10 protein-coding genes are annotated in these 18,092 nt (G+C 71.9%); 6 read left to right on the top strand and 4 right to left on the bottom strand.

Annotated elements, in window-relative coordinates; all coding sequences use genetic code 11:
* Positions 1 to 46 precede the first annotated feature (46 nt).
* The 6 genes from OG251_RS14630 (at position 47) to OG251_RS14605 (ending at position 11,889) form a co-directional block, all read left to right on the top strand.
* Positions 47 to 2,206 carry a CDP-glycerol:glycerophosphate glycerophosphotransferase gene (locus OG251_RS14630; protein ID WP_326677590.1) on the top strand — a complete coding sequence of 720 codons (2,160 nt, stop codon included), beginning with the start codon at positions 47 to 49 and terminating at the stop codon, positions 2,204 to 2,206.
* Between the two features lie 190 nt (positions 2,207 to 2,396).
* Entirely contained in the window at positions 2,397 to 3,203 is an 807-nt protein-coding gene (locus tag OG251_RS14625) for a methyltransferase domain-containing protein (RefSeq protein WP_326677589.1), read from the top strand.
* Positions 3,204 to 3,222: 19 nt separating this feature from the next.
* Complete coding sequence (locus OG251_RS14620; RefSeq protein ID WP_326677588.1) at positions 3,223 to 4,113, top strand: TylF/MycF/NovP-related O-methyltransferase; 891 nt, start codon at positions 3,223 to 3,225, stop codon at positions 4,111 to 4,113.
* A 305-nt stretch (positions 4,114 to 4,418) separates the two neighbouring features.
* Entirely contained in the window at positions 4,419 to 7,889 is a 3,471-nt protein-coding gene (locus tag OG251_RS14615; protein ID WP_326677587.1) for a bifunctional glycosyltransferase/CDP-glycerol:glycerophosphate glycerophosphotransferase, read from the top strand.
* On the top strand, positions 7,886 to 10,750 hold the full coding sequence (locus OG251_RS14610) for a CDP-glycerol glycerophosphotransferase family protein (protein ID WP_326677586.1): 2,865 nt from the start codon (positions 7,886 to 7,888) through the stop codon (positions 10,748 to 10,750). Before OG251_RS14615 ends, OG251_RS14610 begins: the two co-directional genes overlap by 4 nt.
* Positions 10,747 to 11,889: a glycosyltransferase gene (locus tag OG251_RS14605; protein WP_326677585.1), complete on the top strand. Its 1,143-nt coding sequence runs from the start codon at positions 10,747 to 10,749 to the stop codon at positions 11,887 to 11,889. The genes OG251_RS14610 and OG251_RS14605 overlap by 4 nt, the downstream gene beginning before the upstream one ends.
* A 51-nt stretch (positions 11,890 to 11,940) precedes the next feature.
* Here the strand turns inward: OG251_RS14605 and OG251_RS14600 are convergent, their stop codons facing one another.
* From OG251_RS14600 to OG251_RS14585, 4 genes are all read right to left on the bottom strand, one after another.
* Positions 11,941 to 14,178 carry a bifunctional glycosyltransferase/CDP-glycerol:glycerophosphate glycerophosphotransferase gene (locus tag OG251_RS14600; RefSeq protein WP_326677584.1) on the bottom strand — a complete coding sequence of 746 codons (2,238 nt, stop codon included), beginning with the start codon at positions 14,176 to 14,178 and terminating at the stop codon, positions 11,941 to 11,943.
* 162 nt (positions 14,179 to 14,340) lie between these two features.
* Entirely contained in the window at positions 14,341 to 15,222 is an 882-nt protein-coding gene (locus OG251_RS14595) for a carbohydrate ABC transporter permease (protein WP_326677583.1), read from the bottom strand.
* Between the two features lie 100 nt (positions 15,223 to 15,322).
* On the bottom strand, positions 15,323 to 16,696 hold the full coding sequence (locus OG251_RS14590) for a carbohydrate ABC transporter permease (protein WP_326677582.1): 1,374 nt from the start codon (positions 16,694 to 16,696) through the stop codon (positions 15,323 to 15,325).
* Between the two features lie 4 nt (positions 16,697 to 16,700).
* Positions 16,701 to 18,065: an ABC transporter substrate-binding protein gene (locus OG251_RS14585; RefSeq protein WP_326677581.1), complete on the bottom strand. Its 1,365-nt coding sequence runs from the start codon at positions 18,063 to 18,065 to the stop codon at positions 16,701 to 16,703.
* Positions 18,066 to 18,092: the final 27 nt, after the last annotated feature.

Below are 18,092 nucleotides of genomic sequence, written 5' to 3'. Positions count from 1 at the left end.
AACGCGTGGGCCGGGACGCGCACGGCCGCCATTACGCTCGGCTGCCATGCTCCTCACTGTCGTCGTGCCCGTCCGCCGCTCCCAGGGATATCTGAGGGCGGCTCTGGACTCCGTGCTCGGCCAGGCGGTGACCCGGGAGTGCGCGTGGGAGCTGATTATCGTCGACGACGGGTCGGTGGACGGCAGCGCCGCCATCGCGGCGGAGTACGCCCGGCGCGACCCCCGGGTGCGGGTGCTGACCATGGCGGCGACGGCCGGACACCGGGGCGCGGGGGCCGAAGCGGGGGCCGAAGCGGTGGCCGGGACCTCGTTCGGCGCCGGTGCGGCCCGCAACGCCGGGGCCGACGAGGCGCGGGGAGGCTACCTCCTCTTCCTGGACGCCGACGACCTGCTGCTGCCGGGAGCCCTGGAGGCGATGGCGGACCGGCTGAGCGAGTTCCGGCCGAGTACGGACGGTCCCCGCGCGGATGGTCCCGGTACGGGCGACCCCCGCGCGGATGGTCCCGGTACGGACGGTCCCGGTACGGGGGGCGTTCACGGGGTGGCTCCGGATGTCCTGCGCCTCGGCCACGACCGTGTCGACTGGTGGGGGGACGTCCGGCCGCCGGACGACGCGCCCGCCCCCGGCAATCAGCTGTTCCGCCGCGCTTTCTGGACCGCCCACCGGCTCCGCTTCACCGACGGCGTGTACGAGGAGGTCGTCCCCGTCCACCGGGCGATCCTCCTCGCGACCGACGCCGGCACCCTCGCCCGCCTGGACCGGGTCTGCGTCCGCCACCGCCTGCGCCGCACCGGCACGTTCGCCGCCACTCCGGGGCGCGGGCACTTCGCGGTGATCGACGCGTACGCCCGCCTCCTCGCCGAGACCGGAGACGACCCCCGCCTCCACCAGGCCCGCACCGCACACCTGCTGGCCGTCCTGGCGGACCCCGGACGTATCCGCCCCGGAGACCGGGCGGCGTTCTTCCGGGCCGCCGGGCTCCCCGGACCGTACGCCGCCCACCGCGCCCGGCAGGCGGCCGGGGCCGGGCGCGCCGGTGCCGCGGCGGCGTACGGGCGGAGCCGGAAGGCGCTGCGGGCGCGGGTGATGCGGGCCGCCTACCGCGCCGATCTGCACCGGCCGCTGGACCCGGACCTCGCCGTGTACGGGGCGTACTGGAACCGGGGCGTCGCCTGCAATCCCGCCGCCATCCACGCCAAGGCCCGCGAACTCGTCCCGCACGTCCGCGGCCTGTGGGTGGTCTCCTCCCGTCACCGCGACCGCGTCCCGCCGGGCATCCCGTACGTCATCGAGGGCTCGCGCGCCTACTGGCGGGCCATGGCCACCGCCACGTATCTGATCAACAACTCCAGCTTCCCCGGCGGTTTCACCAAACGCCCCGGCCAGCGCTACCTCCAGACCCACCACGGGACCCCGCTGAAGACCATGGGCCTGGACCAGCGGGCGTACCCCGCCCTCACCCATGGCATCAGCTTCGGGAAGATCCTCGCCCACGCCGACCAGTGGGACTTCAGCCTCTCCGCCAACCCGCACACCACCGAGATCTGGGACCGGGTCTATCCGTCCTCGTACGAGCATCTGGACCTCGGCTATCCGCGCAACGACATCTTCTTCACCGCGACGCGGGAACACGTCGCGAAGCTGCGCGCGGATCTCGGCATCGCCCCCGGACAGACCGCCCTGCTCTACGCCCCGACCCACCGCGACTACCGCAAGGGTTTCGTCCCGCAGCTCGACCCGGACCGGTTCGCCCGTGAACTCGGGCCGCAGTACGTGGTGCTGGTGCGGGCGCACTACTTCTACGGGCGCTCGGCCGGGATCGGGGCTGCGGGCCGGGTCCGGGACGTCACGGGGCATCCGGTGGTCGAGGAACTCTGCCTGGCCGCCGATGCGTTGATCACCGACTACTCCTCCCTGATGTTCGACTACGCCTGTCTGGACCGTCCGGTCATCTGCTACGCCCCCGACTGGGACGCGTACCGGGCCTCGCGAGGGACGTACATCGACCTGCTCTCCGGCCGCCCCGGTGACACCCCGGGGCCCGTCGCCGCCACCCAGGGCGAACTGCTGGAGGTGCTGCGGACGGGGGAGTGGCGCGCGCAGCGGTCGGCCGTCCTGCGCTCGGCGTTCCGCGAGCGGTTCTGCCCGTACGACGACGGGCACGCGGCGGAGCGCGTGGTGCGGCGGTTCTTCGGGACGGAGTGAGGCGGGGCGGGGGTACGTCGGACGGGGGGTGCTTCGGACGGAGCGCGGGACCGTACCGGGCGGGCGGGCCCGTACCGGCGGGCACGGCACCACCCGAACGGCTCAGCGGGCGCGTCCGCCGCGACCCCTCTGCCCGGCACCGTCGTTGTCCTCAACAGCTCGCGCACACGGCAACGTTGGGAGAACGTCCATGCACCGGTCCGCCTATGAACAGATGGAACTCTGCGTCGAGGAGTATCTGCCCACGTCGCGCAGGCACCGCGTCGTCGATCTCGGCTCGCGCGTCTCCGACCGGCAGACCCGTACCCACAAGGGTCTGCTCGCCGCCCATGACATCGACTACGTCGGTGTCGACGTGCTCGACGGCCCCAACGTCGACGCCGTGATGACCCGTCCGTACCGCATCCCCGCCAAGTCCAACAGCGCCGACGCCGTCCTCTCCGGCCAGGCGTTCGAGCACATCCCGTTCTTCTGGGCGACGATGCTGGAGATCGCCCGTGTCCTGAAGCCCGGCGGCTACGCCTTCATCACCGCGCCCTCGCGCGGGCACGCCCATGACGCCCAGGACTGCTGGCGCTACTACCCCGACGGCTTCCGTGCCCTGGCCGCGCACTCCCGGCTCGAACTCTGCGAGGCGTACACGGACTTCCCGCCGCGCAAGGGCATCTGGCACGACTATCGGGCCATCGACAAGAAGGCCGCCTACTGGGGCGACTCCGTGGGCGTCTTCCGCAAGCCGCAGCGCTATCCCCGGCTGACCATGTTCGCCGTACGGGAGCTGGCCGTCTGGTGGGCCAACCGGGTCGGCGGTGTCGACGGCATTCCGCTGCCCAGCCCGCTGACGGGCCGCGAGCAGTGCGGACGCCCCAAGGCGGCTCCGGAGAGCCTGCCCGACGCTGTCCCCGACGGAGTACCGGCCCAGGCCGCGCCCGAGGACGCTCCCGCGCGGGCCGAGGCCGGGTCCTGGCCGTCCGGGGCAACAGGCGCAAATCAATAGCAGGTTGACGAAAAGTGACATGCGCCGCAAACCGCGCGTACTGTCCGGGGGCATGGCTTGGCGCAACGCCGTCAACGGCGTCCTTCAGCAGCTCACCGGATATCAGCTCAGGCGGGCGACGGTGCCCGCCGCCCGCACCGCCCCGGCGGAACCGGCTCCCGCACCCGCCGCGGCCGGGACGGAAGCGGCCCCCGAACCGAAGCCGCAGCCCAAGCCGAAGCCGAAGGCCGGACCGCAGTTCCCGGCGGACTACGACGATGAGGCGAAGGACATCATCAGTGCGGTCAAGCCGTACTCGATGACCTCTCCCGAGCGGCTCAACGCCCTCATCCTGGCGACCCGCCACATCGTCCGGCACGACATCCCCGGCGACATCGTCGAGTGCGGTGTGTGGCGCGGCGGTTCCATGCAGGCCTGTGCGAAGACCCTGCTGTCGCTCGGCGAGACCGAGCGCGAGCTCTACCTCTTCGACACGTACGAGGGCATGACCCCGCCCACGGCGGAGGACCTGCGGCGCGACGGCAGGTCGGCGCAGGAGCTGCTCGACGCCCAGGGCAAGGACCGGCCGATCTGGGCGGTGGCCTCGCTGGAGGACGTCCGGGCGGGCTTCGAGACCGTTCCGTACCCGAAGAACCGCGTCCACTACGTGCAGGGCATGGTCGAGGACACCCTCCCGGCGAACGCGCCGGAGCAGATCTCGATCCTGCGCCTGGACACCGACTGGTACGCGTCGACCAAGCACGAGTTGGAGCACCTCTACTCGCGGCTGGTGAGCGGGGGTGTGCTGCTCATCGACGACTACGGGTACTGGCAGGGGTCGCGGCAGGCCGTCGACGAGTTCCTGGAGAAGACCGGCGAGCAGCTGTTGCTGCTGCGCATGGACGAGGGCCGGATCGCCGTCAAGCCCTGACGTCCGGACCTCGGGCGTCCGGCCTTCTGACGTCCCGGCCTTCTGACGTCCCGACCTCTGACGTCCGGACCTCTGACGTCCGGACCCCTGGCGTCCGGACCCCTGACCCATTCCCGCAGTCGAAACGAGCCCCGTCCCCTTCCCGGTGCGGGGCTCGGCCGCGTCACCGTGGCCGCCACCCCGGTCCGGCGCGCCCTCCTCGGCGTGTCACCCGTATGGCTCCGATCGGGTGACCCGGCCACGCGGTGAAGGTTGTTACCCCGTAGACCACTTGATGTCGTCCGCCGGAAGGATCGTGCGCAGCGATGGCACCCCGTCTCACCGTCGTCGTCCCCCTCTACAACGTCGAGGAGTATCTCGGTGCCTGCCTGACCTCGCTCGCCGAACAGACCCTGCCCGACCTGGAGGTCGTCATGGTCGACGACGGCTCCACCGACGGCAGCGGGCGCGTCGCGGAGGAGTTCGCGGCGAAAGATCCGCGCTTCCGGCTGGTGCGGCAGGAGAACGGGGGACTCGGCGCCGCCCGCAACGCCGGGGTCCGTGAGGCCGGCAGCGGCGGGGAGTTCCTGGCGTTCGTCGACAGCGACGACATCGTCCCGCCCGGCGCGTACGAGCGGATGATCGCCGAACTCGACCGCTCCGGCTCCGACTTCGCCACCGGCAATGTGCTCCGGCTGCGGGCGAACGGGGCGCTCGAACAGTCCCCGATGTTCCGCAGGCCGATGGAGAAGGCCCGTCCCGGCACCCATGTCACCCGCGACTGGATCCTGCTCGGCGACCGTATCGCCTGCAACAAGGTGTTCCGCAGAACCTTCTGGGACGAGCACGCCTTCGCCTTCCCGTCCGGTGTGCTGTACGAGGACATCGCCGTCGTCCTGCCCGCCCACTTCCTGGCCCGCGCGGTCGATGTCGTCGAGGAGCCCGTCTACCACTGGCGGGACCGCGACGGGTCGATCACCAGCCGCCGCGCCGTGCCCAGGGGTATCCGCGACCGGGTCACCGCCGTGAGCACCGTCAGCCGGTTCCTCGCGGACCGCGAACTGCCCGACGCCAAGCGGAAGTACGACGCCCACGCACTCTCGGGCGACCTGTGGCTGTTCATCGAGGCGCTGCCGGACGGGGACGCCGCGTTCCACGAAGCCTTCCTCGAACACGCCAACTCCTTCGCAGCCACCGTCGAACCGGCCGTAATCGCCGGGCTGCCGCTGCATCTGCGGGTCAAATGGCAGCTCATCCGCGAACGCCGGATGCCCGAACTCCTCGCCCTGCTCGCCGACGAGAAGGCCGACCGCGACACCTTCCATGTGCGCGGACGTCTGCGCCCGCACGCCCAGTACCCCTCCGTACAGGACCCGTTGCCGCCCTCCGTCACCGCCCTGACCGCACCGGACCTCCCCGTGCACGCCCATCTCACCGAGGCGGTGTGGAAGGACGGGCTGCTGCGCCTCACCGGGTACGCCTACGTCCGCAACGCGCCCGGACGGTCGGCCGGAACCGGCTGGCTGCGGTCCGGGCGACGGCTGATCCCGCTGCGGGTGCGGTCCGCGCCCACGGACGAGGCCGCCGCCCGCTCCGGCCGTTCGCTGCACCGCTACGAGCGCTCCGGGTTCGAAGCCGTCATCGACCCGCGCCGCCTCGCCGCCAGGGGGGCCGGGCGCGGCGGTCGCACCACATGGAAGCTGGAGTCGGTCGTTCTCGGCGCCGGGCGGCTCCGGCGCGGACCGATGCGCCTGCTCGGCAACCCGGCCCCGCCCGCCGTCGTCCACACCGACGAGCGCACCCGTATCGTCCCCGTCCTGTCCGGCAACAAGCTGGAGCTGCGCACCGAGCGCGTCGACGCCCTCCTCATCGCCCAGAGCGCGGTCGCCGGGGCGGTACGCCTGGAGGTGAAGGTCCTCGGCGACGGTGGACCGGTGGCGCTGCGCATCCAGGAGTGGCGTACCAAGGAGACGCGGGAATTCGCCCTGCGGGGAACGCCCGCCTCGCGCGTCGCCGACATTCCGCTCAGCGCCTTCCGGGGATGCGACGACGTCTGGGGCGTGCAACTGGTCGGCGGGGAAGGCCGGCTGACCGTCGCGGCCCGGCCGGACGGTGCGGAGGGGCGGTATCCGCTGCCCGGCGGCCGTGAGCTGTACGCGGCCGCCAACCCGTCCGGCGACCTGGTCCTCACCGACCGGGCCGTGCAGCCCGTGGTCACCTCGCTCACCTGGTCGGAAGCCGGGCAGCTCGTCATCGAGGGCGCGTACCCGGAACTGCCCGGCCGCGCCCACGAGCTGGTCCTGCGGCACGGCGGACACCAGGAGGAGGCCGTCCTCGCGGTGCACGGCACACCGGGCGCGGGGGCCGACGGCGCCGCGGACGCTTCCGGGTTCCGTGCCGTGCTCGCTCCCGACGCCGTCGAGGGGCCGGGCGGTACGCTCCCGCTCGCCGAGGGCCGCTGGGACCTCTTCCTCCGCGAACCGGGCGAGAGCGACCCGGAGCGGTACCGGCCGGTCCGCGTGCGGGCGGCGCTGCACACCGCCCTCCCGCTCCACCGAGAGGCGGGCGGCCGGCGCTTCACCCTCCGGCGGCGCCTCCACGACCGGCTCGCCCTGGAGTCCGGCAGCGCCCTGCCCGTCCGGGAACGGGGGGCGTACGGTCAGCGGCGGCAGCGCGAGCGGTACGCCGCACTGCGCGCGGGCGGCGCCGAACCGCGCCCGGCCGTCCTGTACTCCAGCTTCGACGGGCGTCAGTACTCCGACTCGCCCCGCGCGATCCACCAGGAGCTGGCCGGCCGCGATTCCGGGATCGAACACCTCTGGGTCGTGCGCGACCAGCAGGCCGCGGTCCCCGCCGGGGTCCGCGCCGTCACCCTGCACAGCGCCGATTGGTACGAGGCCCTGGCCCGCAGCCGCTGGATCGTCACCAATACCCAGCTGCCCGAATGGTTCGAGCGGGCCCAGGGCCAGTTCGTCGTCCAGACCTGGCACGGCACCCCGCTCAAGCGCATCGGCCGCGACCTCGCGGGCACCCCGAACGCCGACGCCGCCTACATGGCGTCGATGCCCGCACGCGCGGCCCAGTGGAGTGTGCTCGTCTCCCCGAACAGCTTCTCCACCCCCATCATGCGCCGCGCCTTCGGGCACACCGGCGAGGTCCTGGAGTGCGGCTACCCGCGCAACGACCTCCTGTACGCGCCCGACCGGGGGAAGGTCGCCGCCGCCGTACGGGAACGGCTCGCGATCCCCGACGGCAAGCGGGTCGTCCTGTACGCCCCCACCTGGCGGGAGGACCGGCCCAAGCGGGGCGGCCGGTACGAGCCCGATCTCCTCCTCGACCCGGACCTGGCGCGGCGGGCCCTCGGCGACGATCACGTACTCCTCGTGCGGCGCCACTACCTCGTCGGCGGCAGCGTGCCGCAGGACGACTTCGTCCGCGACGTCTCGCGCTACCCGGACGTCACCGAGCTGATGCTGATCAGCGACTGCCTGGTCACCGACTACTCCTCCCTGATGTTCGACTTCGCGCAGACCGGCCGGCCGATGCTCTTCCACACCCATGACCTGGAGCACTACCGCGACACCCTGCGCGGCTTCTGCTTCGACTTCGAGAGCCGGGCCCCCGGACCGCTGATCCCGACGTCGGAGGGCGTGGTGGAGGCCCTGCGCGATCCCGAGTCCGCCACCGCGGCCCACCGGGGGGCCTACGACCGGTTCCGCGAGGCTTTCTGCGACCTCGACGACGGCACCGCGGCCGCCCGCGTCGCCGACCTGATGCTCAAGGGGGAGCAGGCGTGAGCGACTTCAGCTGTGTGGTCACCGAGGGCGGCGGGACAGCGGCGCTGCGGTCCTCCGTGGAGTCCGTGCTCGGCCAGTCCCTGCGTGCCTGCGAGGCCGTCGTGGTCCTCGCGGCGGACGGCGACGCCGCCTCCCGTGCCGCCGCCGGGGCGCTGGCCGCGAGCGCGGCGGGCCGGGTCCGGACGATCGTCGCCGAACCGGGGGAGCGCACCCCCGGGGCGCTGCGCAACGCCGGTCTGGACGCGGCCTGTGGCCGGTACGTCCTGGTGCTCGGTACGGGCGAACAGCTCCAGCGGCACGCCTGCCGCAATCTGTGGGAGGCCGGTGAGCGCACCCGCGCCGATCTGGTCGCCGGGCGCTGGAGCCGGATCACCGCGGAGGGCGGCAAGGAGCAGGAGCCGCCCTGGCAGGAGGCGTTGTACGAGCGCTCCCGCACCGTCGGACGTTTCACCGAGGCACCCGAACTGACCGTCAGGGACGCGCTGGTGACCGGCTTCTGCCTGCGGCGGGAGGCCGTGGAGCGGCACGGTCTGCGGTACGAGGAGGACCTCGGCCACAGCGAGGTGCTCTTCGGCCCGGCGGCCGCCGCCTCGGTGGGCCGGATCGCCCTCGTCCGCCGGATGATCGTGACCGGGCGGGCCGCGCCCGACCGGGGCCGGGACATCGCCGCGGTGGTGCGGGCGCACCGCCGCGTCGGCGACCTGCTGGCGGGGTGGGGTCTGCACGGGTTGCGGGAGGAGCGGGAGCGGGCCTTCGCACGCGACCATCTGGTGCCGCTGGTGCGGACGTTCCCGCGACTGCGGGCCGGCGAGCGGGAGCGGGTCGCCTCGGCCGCCGCCCGTGCCCTGACCGGCCCGGTGCCGACGGGCCTGCCACCGCTCGAACAGGTCGCCGTACATCTGCTGGCACGGGGAGACGCGGAGGGTCTGCTCACCGCGGCGTACGCGCTGAGCCGACCCGGCACGGTGGCCGCCCCGCTCACCGCGGGCGAGGACGGGCGGGTGCACTGGAAGCTCCCCGCCGCGGACACGGCCGACACGGGCCCGGACCAGACGCCCGGGGCCGTGAGCGTCGATGTCAGTGAACTCGGCCACCAGCACCGGGCGTTCGGTGAACTCCGCCTCATGAACCGGCTCACCCGGTGCAGCCCCGACGCGGGTCACCTGTTGCTCGAAGGGCACCTCGTGCTGCCCGCGCACGCCGGCCCCGACCCCGGACTTCCCCTCACGGCCCGGCTGGAGTTCCGGGTACGGGACGGCTTCCGTGCCTTCGTCCTCCCCGTCGACGAGCTGCGGCGCGAGGCCACCGGGATCGTCTGGCGGACCCGCGCGGACCTGACCGGGGTCCTGCGGCCGTTCGGCGCACGCGACACGGTGTGGGACGCCCGGATGACCGTGGAGGCGGGTGGCGCGCGGTCCGTCAGCGACCTCTTCGCCCCGCAGGACCTCGTGGACGGGGCGGACGGCACCGGCCGTCTCCCCGCCCGACCCCGGCTCGGCCGCCTCGCCGGGGACACCTGGCAGCCCTACATCACGCTCAAGGACCACCTGGCACTCCGGCTCCTCGCCCGCCGCCGCCCCGCCCGTCTGCTGCGCCACCTGGTCCACTACGCCACGCACTTCCGCCCCGCCCGCAACGCGAAGCTCCTCCGGCGCGCCCTGCGCAAGCGGCTCGACCGCTACCGCTCGCGGGGATTCAAGGCCCCCGTCTACAACACCTGGCTCTGCCGTCTGCCGATGCGCAGGGGGTCGGTCGTCTTCGAGAGCCACATGGGCAAGTGCTACGGCGACAGCCCGCGCGCCCTCCACGAGGAGATCCGCAGACAGGGACTGAGGCTGCGCTCCATCTGGTCCTACGAGGACTCCCCGACCGGCTTCCCGGGCGACGCGCGGCTCGTGCGGCGCTGGTCGTGGCGGTATCTGTGGGCGCTCGCCCGTGCCGAGTACTGGGTCGACAACCAGGGGTTCCCGCAGCATCTGCGCAAGCCCGCCCGCACCACGTACCTCCAGACCTGGCACGGCTCCGCGTACAAGCGCATGGGCTTCGACGAGACCCGCGTACGGATGCAGAACGCACCGCTGCGCCACCGGCTCCAGCAGGCCGTGCACCGCTTCGACCACTTCCTCGTCCGCTCCGAGCACGATGTGCGCACCCTGGCCCGCGCCTACCGGCTTCCCGAGGAGCGGCTGCTGCGGACCGGCTACCCGCGCAACGACGCCCTGTTCGCGGCACGGGCCCGCGACGAGGCCGGGGGGAGGCTGCCGCGCCCGCCGCTCGCCGAGGCGCTCGGGCTGCCCGACCACAAGAAGGTCATCCTGTACGCGCCGACCTTCCGGGGCGGCCCCGGAACGTACCGGAGGCGTCGCCTGCCGTTGGACGTCGCACGGTTCGCCGAGCGCTTCGGCGACGAGTACACCCTGCTCGTACGGGCGCACTACCTGGAGGCCGCGAAGCTACCCGGCTGCCCGCCCGGCACCGTGGTGGATGTCTCGCGCCATCACGACACCGGCGAACTCCTCGCGCTCGCGGATGTGCTGATCACCGACTACTCGTCGATCATGTTCGACTTCGTGCTGCTCGACCGGCCGGTCGTCCTGTTCGCCCCCGACCTCGACACCTACGCGGCCACCCGGGGCAGCTACTTCGACCTCCGGAGGAAGGCGCCGGGTCCGGTGACGGAGACGGAGGACGACCTCTTCGCCGTACTGGCGAACCTGAAGGAGACCGACACGGAGTACGCCGGGGCGCGGAGCGCCTTCGCCGCCGAGTTCGGCGGCCACGACCTGGGCGACGCGGCCCGGCAGGTCGTCCGCCGGGTGTTCGCCCGGTACGCCACGAGCCACCAGGAGGCCGGTCGATGAGCCGCGACGTCTTCATCGTCTCCAACAGCACCGACGAACTCGGCGGGGTCACCGGCTGGATGCACCAGACGGCCCGGCTCCTCGCCCGCCAGGGCCACCGGGTGCACACCGTCGGCATCCACGCCTCCGAGCTGCGGATGGCCCTGCCCACGCCGCCCGACTACCCGGTCACCGCCCTGTACCCGGCCCACCCGCCGACCCCCTGGACGCCCCGGGGTGTCAGGGACCGCTTCCGGCTCCCGTCCCGGCGGAGGGAAGCGGTGCGGGCGGCCGAGAAGCGGCGCGCGGTGCGGCGGCTCTCGGAGCTGTTCCGCACCGCACGGCCCGGCGCCGTGGTGATCGTCACCCAGGTATGGGCGATGGAATGGGTCGGCGAGGCCGACACCACCGGGCTGCGGGTGATCGGGATGAGCCACGAGTCCTACGACTACTCCCGCGCGAGCCACCGCTACCGCTGGATCAAGAAGCACTACAGCGACCTCGACCACTGGCTCGTCCTCACCGAGGAGGACGCCGACATCTGGGCGGGCGAGGGCATGAACAACGTCGGTTTCCTGCCCAACGCCCTGTCCGCCCTGCCCGAGGTGCCGTCCCCGCGCAGTGCCAGGACCGTGGCGAGCATCGGCAGGCTCTGCGACCAGAAGGGCATCGACATGCTCCTGGACGCCTGGGCCCTGGTCGCCCCCGAACGCCCCGACTGGCAGCTGCGCGTGTACGGCGCGGGCGAGGACGAGGCCGAGCTGAAGGCGCAGTGCACGGCGTTGGAGCTGGACGGCTCCGTGCACTGGATGGGCCGCACGGACGATGTGGCGGGCGCCCTCGCGGACGCCTCCGTCTTCGTCCAGTCCTCGCGCGGCGAGGGCTTTCCGCTGGCGCTGCTGGAGGCGATGGCGAGCGGGGTGCCGTGTGCCGCGTTCGACTGCGCGCCCGGGGTGCGCGAGATCGTCCGGGACGGTGAGGACGGGCTGCTGGCGCCCGCCGGGGACAGCGCCGGACTCGCGGACCGGCTGCTGCGGCTGACCGGGAACCCGCGGCTGCGGGACGCGATGGGCAATCGGGCGAGGGTCAATGTGCAGCGGTTCTCCGAGACGGAGATCCTACGGCGCTGGGAGGAGCTGTTCGCGTTCCTGGAGCGCTGAGGCACCGGGAGGAGCCGCCGGAGGGAACCCGGCGGGGTCGCGGGCCCGCCCTCAGTTGCTGAGGAACTCCCGGGCCGTCCCCTGCGCGGGCACGCCCCGGCTCGCGGGCCGCCGCTGCTTGACCGGTACCGGCAGCGGCAGCCCGGCCGTCTCGCCCAGGAAGACCCGCCGCACCACCCGCTCGGCGGCGTACCCGTCGTCGTACGGACAGAACCTCGCCCGGAAGGCCGCCCGCAGCTCCGCGGCGCGGGCACCGCGCCAGTGGTCCGTGGAGAAGGTGTCGAACAGCTCGTCCTGGCTGTGCGCCACGGTGCCGGGCGGGAAGGAGGGCAGGTCGAAGTAGGTGCCGCGGGCCGCCTCGTACGCCTGGCTGTCGTCGAGATGGATGACGACCGGCCGGTCCAGATTGACGTAGTCGAACATCAGCGACGAGTAGTCCGTGAGGAGCGCGTCCGAGGCGAGGGCGAGCGTCTCGACCGACGGGTGGCCGGTGACGTCGATGATCCGGGGATGCGCGGTACGGCTGCCCGCCGGGGCGGGGCCGTACAGATAGTGCGAGCGGGTCAGGATCACGAACTGCGGGCCCAGGACCCGCAGGAGCCGTTCCAGGTCGAGGGCGGGGTGCTGGGCGCGCCGGTAGTCGCGGTGCGTCGGGGCGTACAGGAGGGCCGTGCTGCCGGCCGGGATGGACAGCGACTCGCGCAGCCGGGCCACCTGGGACGCGCTCGTACGGTGGTAGACGTCGTTGCGCGGGGAGCCGTACTCCAGCGTCGTGTACGCGGACGGGTAGGTCCGCTCCCACACGAGCGTGGAGTGCCGGTTGGCCGACAGGGAGAAGTCCCACTTGTCGGTGTTGCGCAGCAGCTGCTCGAAGTCCGTGTCACGGGCCGCCGCCGGACGGTCCAGGAGATCGGTGCCCATGGTCTTCAGCGGGGTCCCGTGGTGGGTCTGGAGCAGGATCTGGCCGCGCCGCTTCACCAGCCGCCGGTCGAAGTTGACGTTGTTCACCAGGTACTTGGAGCGGGCGAGGGCCGTCCAGTAGCCGAAGGTGCCCGGGGTGAGCCGGCGGGTGGCGGTCGGCACGGTGTGGGCGTCCGCGGGACGGCAGATCCAGGCGGTCCGCAGCCCCGGGACCAGCTCGCGGGCCTTCGCCTCGATGGCGGCCGGGCTGCACGCGTAGCCACGGTGCCAGTACGCGGCGAACACCGCGTCCCGGGACCGGACCGGCAGCCGGAGCTGGACGCGGTAGTGCGCCTGGAGCACGGCCCCGCGCACCACCCGGCGCACGGCCGCCGAGCCCCGCCGCAGCCTGCCGTGCAGCCGCTGTGCCGCCCACAGCGTCCGGTACGTGCGGTGGGCGCCGAGCCTAAACAGGCCGTGCCGCAGCCGGGCGCGGAGCGGGACGGGGGCGCCGGGGGCCCGGTAGCGGTGGCAGTGCTCGCGGGCGCGGCGGAAGAACGCGGCGCGGCTGCCGCGCGGCAGCCTGCCGTGCGAGGTGAACAGCGTGGAGAAGTGGTCGAGCATCCGGCGGAACATCGCCGGCCGCCACACGGCGAGTTCGGGGCGCGCGTCGATGAACGCGAAGACCCGGTCGTACTGGTCGAAGACGTCGAAGTGCCGCTCGCTGGTGGTGGAGAGGATGTTGCCGCGGCGCCGCTGCCGGTAGGAGACGCAGATCCGGTCCAGGACCGCGATCGACCCGGCGGCCATCAGCACCGGATAGGTCCAGGGCGTGTCCTCGTAGTAGCCGGGCGGGAAGGTGAAGCCCTGCGCCCGGACGAACTCACGGCGGTACGCCTTGTTCCAGACCACCATCAGGACCTTGAGCAGCTCGGGGCGGTCGGCGAGCCGGAAGGTGGCGGGGCCGCACTCGGCGAGGGGGGCGGGGTACGCGTTGCGGACGCGCTCGCCCGACCAGTACGTACGTGCGTAGTCGTAGACCAGCACATCGGGCCCGCCGGTCGCGTCGAGCCGGTCGGCGATGGCCTGCAAGGACTCCGGTTCGAGCGTGTCGTCGCCGTCGAGGAAGAGCAGGTAGTCCCCGGTGGCCCGGGAGACACCGGCGTTGCGGGCCGGGCCCAGACCGGCGTTGCGGGGCAGATGGAGCGCGGTGACCCGGTGGTCCCGGCCGCTGTACTCGTCGGCGATCGGACCGCAGCCGTCCGGCGAGCAGTCGTCCACCACGATGATCTCGTAGTCCTTGAAGGACTGGTTCAGCACGGAGTCCAGGCACTCGTGCAGATACGCCTGGACCCGGTACGCGGGCACGATGACACTGAACCGGGGCACTACACATCCAGGGGTCGTTCGCGGGGTTGCAGGTGGCCCGCAAACGGCCGAAGGAGTGACCTGGTTACGCCATACGCGGCATTCGGGGGACGTGCACGGCGAAGCGGCCCGGTTCCGGGGAACCGGGCCGCTCGGTGTTGACGTACATCCGTGCGGGGGAGGTTACTTGACCGCGCCCGCCATGACGCCGGAGACGAACTGCCGCTGGAAGGCGAAGAACACGGCCAGCGGGATCACCATCGACACGAAGGCGCCGGGCGCCAGCACGTCGATGTTGTTGCCGAACTGGCGTACCTGCTGTTGCAGGGCGACGGTGATCGGTGGCGAATCGGAGTCCGCGAAGATCAGCGCGACCAGCATGTCGTTCCACACCCACAGGAACTGGAAGATCCCGAGCGAGGCGATCGCCGGACCGCCCAGCGGCATCACGACCCGGGTGAAGAGCCGGATCTCACCCGCTCCGTCGAGCCGTGCGGCCTCCAGCAGTTCGCGCGGGATCTCCGCGAAGAAGTTCCGCAGGAGGAAGATCGCGAACGGCAGGCCGAAGGCCGTGTGGAACAGGACCACGCCCAGGGTCGTCTCGAAGATCCCGATGGTGCCGAAGAGCTCGGACACCGGGATCAGGGCGACCTGTACGGGCACCACCAGCAGCCCGACGACCAGCAGGAACCACCAGTCGCGGCCGGGGAAGTCCATCCAGGCGAAGGCGTATCCGGCCAGTGAGCCGATCACCACCACCAGGACGGTGGACGGGACCGTGATCATCACCGTGCTGAACAGGGAGTCGGTGATCGTCGAATTGTCCAGCAGGCGCTGGTAGTTGTCGAAGGTCATCTCGGACGGGGCGGTGAAGACCTTCCACCAGCCGGTCGCCGCGATGTCGTCCGCCCCGCGCAGCGAGGAGAGCAGCAGGCCGATCGTCGGCATCAGCCAGAACAGGGCCACCAGCAGGAGGAAGACCCGCATGACGCCACCGCCCGCACGCGTCGCCAGCCGCGCGGCGAGGGACTGCTTCTTCGTCGCGGCAGAGGATGTCGCGCTCATCGGCGCCCCTCCTTCCGTATCCGGCGGATATTGCTGTGTTCTCCCGGGGGACAACCCCCGTACCCCCGGCCGGGGGGCGGTGTCAGGTCGACCGGACCCTTCATCGGCGCCCCTCCTTCCGTATCCGGCGGATATTGAACAGCATCACCGGGATGACCAGCAGCAACAGCAGTACGGCGATGGCGCTGCCGATGCCCAGGTCCGCGTCCGTGCCGAACGAGGACCGGTACAGCTGGAGCGCCAGCACATTCGCGTCGTCCTGGGAGGAGCCCGGCGCGATGATGAAGACCAGGTCGAAGACCTTCAGGACGTTGATCATCAGCGTGACCAGCACCACCGCGAGGACCGGGGCGAGCATCGGCACGGTGATCCGGCGGAACACCTGCCACTCGTTGGCGCCGTCCACCCGCGCCGCTTCGAGGAGTTCACGCGGCAGTCCCGCCAGGCCCGCGGCGATGAGCACCATCGCGAACCCGGCCCACATCCATACGTAGCTGCCGATGATCCCGGGCGTCACCAGGGACGGGCCGAGCCAGTCGACACCGTTGTACGGCTCCCTGAAGTTGTCGGCCGGGAGCCGGAGTTGGGCTCCGTCGGCCGAGGCGGGCAGTGTGAACACGCCGTTCGCCCCGGCCGTCGCGGTGGCGACGACCTTGCCGTCCTTGACCGCTTCGACCTTGATGCCCTTGAGGCCGAGCTCCTTCGGGTCGACGACATTGGGTTTGCCGCCGCCGCCCCGGGTGAAGTCCAGCCAGGCGGTTCCGGTGATCTCCCCGCCCGACGCCGTGGGCGCCTTCGCGGGCTGTGCGTCGCCCGGCATCTTCGCCGGGGCCACGCCGACCAGCGGCAGCATCGCCGGCTGCCCCGCCCGTACCGGGTCCTTCGTGATGAACGATCCGGCGCCGCCCGGCTTCAGCGGATGCACGGGCAGCGGATGCGCCTTCGGGAAGCCCGCCGACTCGTTGAACGTGTCGTGCACTCCGACCCAGACGGCGTTGGCGACACCGCGCTCCGGGGCCTGGTCGTACACCAGGCGGAAGATGATGCCCGCGGCGAGCATCGAGATCGCCATCGGCATGAAGACGATCAGCTTGAACGCCGTGCCCCAGCGGATGCGCTCGGTCAGCACCGCGAAGATCAGGCCCAGCGCGGTGGAGACCGTCGGGGCGAGCACGACCCAGATCGCGTTGTTCTTCACCGCCGTGCGGATGGTGCCGTCCGTGAACAGCGCCTTGTAGTTGTCGAAACCGGCGAACGCCGTGCCCGCTTGGTCGAAGAACGACCGGTAGACGGAGTACACGATCGGATAGACCACGAGCGCGCCGAGCAGCACCAGGGCGGGCAGCAGGAACGCCGCCGCGAGGAGCTTGCGGGTACCGGTCACGCTCCGGCGGGGTTTGTCCGGTGGGGGGATGTGTGGACTCTTGTCGGCGGGGGACGCCGCTCCGGCGCCCCCCGCGGTAGCTGTCGTCACCGCGTCAGCTCTTGTACGCCTTGGCCGCGTCGGACTCCAGTTTCGCCTGGGTCCCCGCGATGTCCTTCGGGTTCTTCAGGAAGTCCTGGAGGATCTTCCACTCGCCCTTCCCGGGCGTCCCGCCGAACGACTGCGGGGCCTGGTCGGACATGTCGAACCGGACGTCGTCACCGGCCGCGATCAGCGCCTCGGCCATCTTGCGCTGCACCTCGTTGGGGTACGCGCCGGCGTCCAGGCCCTTGTTCGGGGAGATGAACCCGCCCGCCTCGGCCCATATCCGCGCCGCGTCCGTCGAGGCCAGCCAGGTCAGCAGTGCCTGAGCGCCCTTGCTGTCCTTCAGGGCCACGGCCGCGTCGCCGCCGGTGACCACGGGGGAGTCCGGGCCGACCGCCGGGAACGGGAACACCTTGGCGTCCGTACCGACCTCGGCCTTGGTCTGCGCGATGTTGATGGAGACGAAGTCGCCCTCGAAGACCATGGCGCCCTTGGGCTGGTCGCCGCCGGTGAACGTCTGGGTGACGGACGCCGGGAACTCGGTCTGCAGCGCACCGTCGGCGCCGCCCGTGATCAGGTTCGGCTTGCCGAAGAGCTGGGCCAGCGTGGTGAGCGCGTCCTTCACGGACGGGTCGGTCCACTTGATCTCGTGCTTGGCGAGCTGGTCGTACTTCTCCGGGCCCGCCTGGGAGAGATAGACGTTCTCGAACCAGTCGGTGAGGGTCCAGCCGTCCGCGCCGCCGACCGAGACCGGGGTGACGCCGGAGGCGGAGACGGTCTCGGCGGTGGCCAGGAAGTCCTTCCAGGTCTTCGGCTCACTCGCGCCCGCGTTCTCGAACGCCTTGGTGTTGTACCAGATCAGGGACTTGTTGGCGGCCTTGAAGTAGACGCCGTACTGGGTGCCGTCCACCGCACCGAGGTCCTGCCAGACCTTCGCGTAGTTCTTGGCGAGCTGCGCCTTCGCCTCGGCGCCGACCGGCTTGGCCCACTTCTTCTGCACCGCCTGCTGGACCGCGCCGACCTGCGGGATCATCGCGACGTCCGGCGGCTGACCTCCCGCGATCTTCGTACCGAGGAAGTTGACGATCGGGTCCTGCGCCGGCACGAAGGTCACCGTCGCGCCCGTGCGCTTCTCGAACTCGTCCAGCACCTTGGTGAAGTTGGCCTGCTCCGGTCCGGTCCAGACCGCGGCGACCGAGATCTTCTCACCGTTCAGTTTCGGCAACGTGACGCTCGACGGGCTCTTGCTGCCCTTCGCGGAGCCGTCGCCCGCTTTGTCCTTCCCGCCGTTGTCGTCACCGCAGCCGGTCAGCGCCAGTGCGCCTACCGCGGTGAACACCAGTGCGGCCCTACGTATCCGAAGGGTTGTGCTCATTACTGCCCCGTCTCTTCTGTACGTGCC

The sequence above is a fragment of the Streptomyces sp. NBC_01237 genome (genome assembly GCF_035917275.1).
In the GTDB taxonomy this organism is placed as follows: Bacteria; Actinomycetota; Actinomycetes; order Streptomycetales; family Streptomycetaceae; genus Streptomyces.
This window is presented reverse-complemented; position numbering and strand designations above follow the sequence as displayed.

Coding starts and splice junctions, on each gene's coding strand:
- OG251_RS14630 (WP_326677590.1), top strand. CDS start 47: ATGCTCCTCACTGTCGTCGTGCCCGTCCGCCGCTCCCAGGGATATCTG.
- OG251_RS14625 (WP_326677589.1), top strand. CDS start 2,397: ATGCACCGGTCCGCCTATGAACAGATGGAACTCTGCGTCGAGGAGTAT.
- OG251_RS14620 (WP_326677588.1), top strand. CDS start 3,223: ATGCGCCGCAAACCGCGCGTACTGTCCGGGGGCATGGCTTGGCGCAAC.
- OG251_RS14615 (WP_326677587.1), top strand. CDS start 4,419: ATGGCACCCCGTCTCACCGTCGTCGTCCCCCTCTACAACGTCGAGGAG.
- OG251_RS14605 (WP_326677585.1), top strand. CDS start 10,747: ATGAGCCGCGACGTCTTCATCGTCTCCAACAGCACCGACGAACTCGGC.
- OG251_RS14595 (WP_326677583.1), bottom strand. CDS start 15,222: ATGAGCGCGACATCCTCTGCCGCGACGAAGAAGCAGTCCCTCGCCGCG.
- OG251_RS14585 (WP_326677581.1), bottom strand. CDS start 18,065: ATGAGCACAACCCTTCGGATACGTAGGGCCGCACTGGTGTTCACCGCG.